The sequence below is a fragment of the Halarchaeum acidiphilum MH1-52-1 genome, from assembly GCF_000474235.1.
GTDB lineage: Archaea > Halobacteriota > Halobacteria > Halobacteriales > Halobacteriaceae > Halarchaeum > Halarchaeum acidiphilum.
In genome coordinates this window covers 1-4,363 of the sequence record NZ_BATA01000107.1, presented here as the reverse complement: position 1 = coordinate 4,363, position 4,363 = coordinate 1, and the positions used below count along the sequence as shown (strand labels likewise).

Annotated in this window: 5 protein-coding genes and 1 pseudogene; 2 read left to right on the top strand and 4 right to left on the bottom strand. The window is 67.3% G+C overall.

Translation table 11 applies throughout. The features are described from left to right. Positions 1-441: pseudogene (locus AOZ13_RS12940) on the bottom strand (zinc ribbon domain-containing protein); the annotation flags it as partial. 127 nt (positions 442-568) lie between these two features. Between AOZ13_RS12940 and AOZ13_RS14600 the strand changes: the two are divergent. Beyond that, positions 569-709 (top strand): hypothetical protein, encoded by a 141-nt coding sequence (locus AOZ13_RS14600; RefSeq protein WP_021780798.1) that lies wholly within the window; start codon positions 569-571, stop codon positions 707-709. Positions 710-784: 75 nt separating this feature from the next. Here AOZ13_RS14600 and AOZ13_RS12935 read toward each other — a convergent pair whose 3' ends face one another. Genes AOZ13_RS12935 through AOZ13_RS12925 form a run of 3 tightly spaced genes read right to left on the bottom strand, consistent with a single transcriptional unit; the run spans position 785 to position 2,907 of the window. Continuing rightward, positions 785-994 carry a hypothetical protein gene (locus AOZ13_RS12935; RefSeq protein WP_021780797.1) on the bottom strand — a complete coding sequence of 70 codons (210 nt, stop codon included), beginning with the start codon at positions 992-994 and terminating at the stop codon, positions 785-787. A 59-nt stretch (positions 995-1,053) separates the two neighbouring features. Beyond that, positions 1,054-2,094: an enolase-like domain-containing protein gene (locus tag AOZ13_RS12930; protein WP_021780796.1), complete on the bottom strand. Its 1,041-nt coding sequence runs from the start codon at positions 2,092-2,094 to the stop codon at positions 1,054-1,056. A gap of 42 nt (positions 2,095-2,136) precedes the next feature. Next, the gene (locus AOZ13_RS12925) at positions 2,137-2,907 is read right to left on the bottom strand and encodes a DUF1405 domain-containing protein (protein ID WP_049934126.1); all 771 of its coding nucleotides are present in this window, start codon (positions 2,905-2,907) and stop codon (positions 2,137-2,139) included. Positions 2,908-3,056: 149 nt separating this feature from the next. Here AOZ13_RS12925 and pdxS point away from each other — a divergent pair, with 149 nt between their 5' ends. Beyond that, positions 3,057-3,962: a pyridoxal 5'-phosphate synthase lyase subunit PdxS gene (pdxS, locus tag AOZ13_RS12920; RefSeq protein ID WP_021780794.1), complete on the top strand. Its 906-nt coding sequence runs from the start codon at positions 3,057-3,059 to the stop codon at positions 3,960-3,962. Positions 3,963-4,363: the final 401 nt, after the last annotated feature.

Below are 4,363 nucleotides of genomic sequence, written 5' to 3'. Positions count from 1 at the left end.
GGGCCGTGCCATCGGCCGTGCTACTTCTTCGTGCCGCCTCAGGAACGTCTCGCTTGCCGAAAGGTCCGCGTGGCCTTCGAAGCCACAGGTACAGGTCAGCGTGTCCTGGTGCCGCGTCGTGTCCTCGGTCGACCCGCAGTTCGGACACGTCTGCGAGGTCCACGCTTCCGTTCGGACTTCGACGGTGATGCCGACCTCCTCGGCGGTATCGGCGAGCCGCCCGACGAACCGCCGGAACGCCCAGAAATTGTGCAACTTGGCGTTCGTCCGAACCGACCAGTGCGTCTCGAGTACGTCGGTTAGGTCGCCGACGTACACCGGCGAAACGCCTTCGTCGTACAGTCGTTCGATCAAGTCGCGTACAAGCGCGTCCATCGCGTGGTCGCGCCGTCGCGTCCGTCTTCGGTACAGCGAGTCGATCTGCTTCGAACTGAAGCGTCCAACAGTTGGCGAAGCAACTCCTCGTCCTCGTCGGACTGCGGAACCACTTCGAACCCGTTGGTGCGCTTCATCGCTACTTCTGTGTACGAGCGCAACTAACATAAACCTACGGGTTTTCGTAGTCGATGTGTCGAACCACGTTAACATCGAAGTGCCCGACGACGAACAGTACGAGCGCATCAAACGCGTGAAAAACGAACACGGTCTGACGTGGCGCGGGATGTTGATCCACGCCGCCGACGACCTGGAGACTCCGGCAGGGGAGTAACCAGTGGTTTGCGTAGCCGAGTGACGCGATTCACGCCCGCCGTGAACGGCGGGACTCTCTCGCTGTTTTAGGTAGTTAGGACGCCTCGCGATACTCGTACAGCGTCGCCGCAACCCCGAACGCCACGATCACCACGACCGCCACGACGGTCTCGCTTCGCGTCGCGCTCACGCGAACCGTCGGCGGGCCGTACGCGAGGACGGCGACGGCGAACAGGGGTGTCACGGTCCGGTCGACGTTGCGACGCGGGGCGCGGCGGGCGGCGGCGCGGTCGACGGAGGGCACGGTCGGTCGAACGGACGAGACGGTGGAAGAGGTCGAACGGACGAGACGGTGGAAGAGCTTTACTCCCACCCCATCCCCCGCGCGTTCGCCGGCGCGGGGAGCGGACTGGCCGGCGGGTCCGCGGGGACGTCCGGGTCGTTGTACACCGTCGGCGCGACGTCGTTCGGCCCGTCCGGGTAGAACAGCGAGGCGAGCAACTGGACGTGCGTCCGTCCGACGTCGAGTTCGAACTGCCCGCCGCCGTAGAGGCTGACGTCGTTCGCGCGCGCCCACTCGATCGTATCGAGCAGGGATTCGACGCTCCCGAAGCGCGAGGGCTTCACGTTCAGCCACGACGGCTCGAACGGGCGGTCGCGGACGCTCGCCAGCCCCGTGATCGGCGCGTCCCACGAGACCCGCTCGCGGTTCGCCGCGACGAGCGCCCGGGTGTCGTCGACGACGGCGGGATCCTCGACGACCGCGCCGGGGACGTCGAAGACCCGCTCGTAGAGCGTCGGGTCGGGGTCCTGATCGACCCCGGTCCCCTCGTAGTACCCCTTCAGGTCGAGGATGCGCACGGCGTTCGTCTCGCGGAGGGCGTCGAAGGTCGCCGCCGGCCAGTCGCTCGTCGGATCGAGCTTGAACTCGAGGTCGGGCCGTCGTTCGAGGAGACGCTCGACGCGGTCCGTGTCGCCGTCGGGGAGGCGCGTCGACGCGACGAAGCGCACGGGCGACGGCTCGCGGTCGAGGGCGGCGGCGAGCGAGGTGTCGGCCTGCCGGAGCGCGAGGTCGAGCGCGGCCGATTCGAGCGCCCAGCGCCGGTAGTGTCTGAAGTCCTCGCGTTCGGGCGGCTGCGACGGGAACAGGTCGCGACCGGCGAGGGCGTCCGAGAACGAGTCGAGCGTCCACTCGCCGACGAGGTCGGGGAAGTCGGTATCGAGGGCGTCGTGGTCGGCGGTGGCGTAGGTGACGTCCTCGCCGCGGCCCGTCGCGTCCGGCCCGGAGAGGACGAACGTCGTCGTGACGCGTTCGGTGCCGTTCGACGTCTCGCGGGCGGTTCGCTCGCGGCCGGTGTCGTCGATCCGGAGTGAGAGGTCGGCGACGCGCTCGTAGAGGGACACGGCGGAGAGAGGGCGGCGCCCCACAAAAATCGTCGGCCACGGTCAGTCGGCGGCACCGGCACCGGCACCCACTCGGACTCGGAGCTTCGCGACGCGGGTGGCGAGCGCGAGGAACGTCGCGAGGAGCGTCGTCGTCACCGCGCCCGCGGCCGCGAGGAGGTGCGCGCCCGTCGGGTGCGCGATCGGCCCGGAGAGGAGCGGTTGGCCGAGGAAGGAGCCGACGGCGTATCCGACGGACTCCGCGGGGACGAACGTGTGGTGGGGCGTCCCGAGCACGGGCACGAAGTAGTCGAGGAGGAGGTTCGCGAGATACCACGCGAACGCGACGGCGACGGCGCGCACGCGGAACTCGGCGTACCGGTGGATCACGAACGCCTCGACGGCCATCGCGAGGTGCGAGCAGAAGAGGAAGGCGTACATCGGGAGCGGCAAGTAGGAGAACCCCGCGCGGAAGACGAGGAGGACGAAGGGCGTCCAAAGCCCGAGGACGAGACAGCCGTAGAAGCCGAGGGCGTGGACCCACTCGCGCCCGCGCCCGGACGCCCAGAGCGCGAGCGAGCACGCGACGAAGAGCGTCGCCATCGGGCTGTCCGGGACGAAGACCCAGAGCGCCGTCGGCTCGACGGAGAGCTGGGGGACGTAGTACCAGAAACCGAACAGCGTGCCGAGGACGTTCGCGAGCACGACCGGCCAGACGAGGCGCAATCCGAGGTCTTCGAGCCACGTCGGGAGCGGCGCGACGTACCGCGGGAGGCCCTCGGGATCGGGGAGGCTCGTGCGCGGGCGGTAGAGCCACGACGGGAGCGACGACATGAACGTGAGGAGACTCCCGGGGCGCATATAGCGTGGGGATGCGGGCGCGACGAAGCGCACGGGCGACGGGCGCGCGGCGAGCGGCGTTCGGCCGGGTTCGAACACCGCAACCGGCATTCCTTTGACGATCCCCTCGCTACCGTACGGACATGACCGAGACGGACTTAGAGGACCTCAAGCGCGGGACGGATCTCGTCAAGCGCGGCTTCGCACGGATGCAGAAGGGCGGCGTCATCATGGACGTCGTGAACGCAGAGCAGGCCCGCATCGCGGAGGACGCGGGCGCGGTCGCCGTCATGCACTTAGAGGCCGTGCCGGCCGACATCCGCAAGCGCGGCGGCGTCGCGCGGATGGCCGACCCCGGCACCATCGACGAGATCATCGAGGAGGTCTCCATCCCCGTCATGGGCAAGGTCCGCATCGGCCACCGGAAGGAGGCCGAGATCATGGAGGTCGCGGGCGCGGACATGATCGACGAGTCCGAAGTCCTCACCCCCGCGGACGACAAATATCACATCGACAAGCGCGACTTCACCGCACCGTTCGTCTGCGGCGCGCGCAACCTCGGCGAGGCCCTCCGGCGCATCGACGAGGGCGCCGCGATGATCCGAACGAAGGGCGAGGCCGGCACCGGCGACGTCAATCAGGCCGTCCACCACCAGCGCACCATCAAATCGGAGATCCGCAAGCTCGAAGGCATGAACCACGAGGAGCGCGTCATGTGGGCCCGCGAGCACGAGGCGCCGCGCGAACTCGTCCACGAGACCGCCGAGATGGGGCGTCTCCCCGTCGTGAACTTCGCCGCGGGCGGCATCGCGACGCCCGCCGACGCCGCGCTCATGATGTACCACGAATGCGACGGCATCTTCGTCGGCTCCGGCATCTTCGGCGCCGAGGACCCCGAGAAGATGGGCCGCGCGGTCGTCGACGCCGTCAACAACCACGACGACCCCGAGCGCTTAGAGGAGATCGCCTCCGACATCGGCGCCGGCATGAAGGGCGAGGCCAACGTCGATCTCCCCGAAGAAGAGAAGATGCAGGGCCGCGGGAACTAGACCATCTTTTTCCGGCAAGGGGTCGCTACGCGACCCCCTGCCGCAAAAACACGGTCCGCGCGAGCGGAGCGAGTGCGGGACTAGCGGGGCCGTAGGTCCCGCTAGGGTGAAAAAGGCCGAGCGCTTCGCGCTCGGTGAATCGCGCGAACGCTAGCCACATGGAACGCTCGGTCTATGTGCGAATATACCAGTTATTGAAATGGTTTGACTTCTCCAGAGCTGCCAGAACAAATAATCCATCTCACTCGGGCGATTGGTAAACATATAGAGAAACCGCTCCGACGACACCAAGGAGTCCTAAGCCTATTGCACCAGATTGTGGAACCAACTGACCGTAAATGAATACTCCAATCGCTATCATCACGATCAGGAGGAATTCGAGTGAACTACCCTGCCCTACC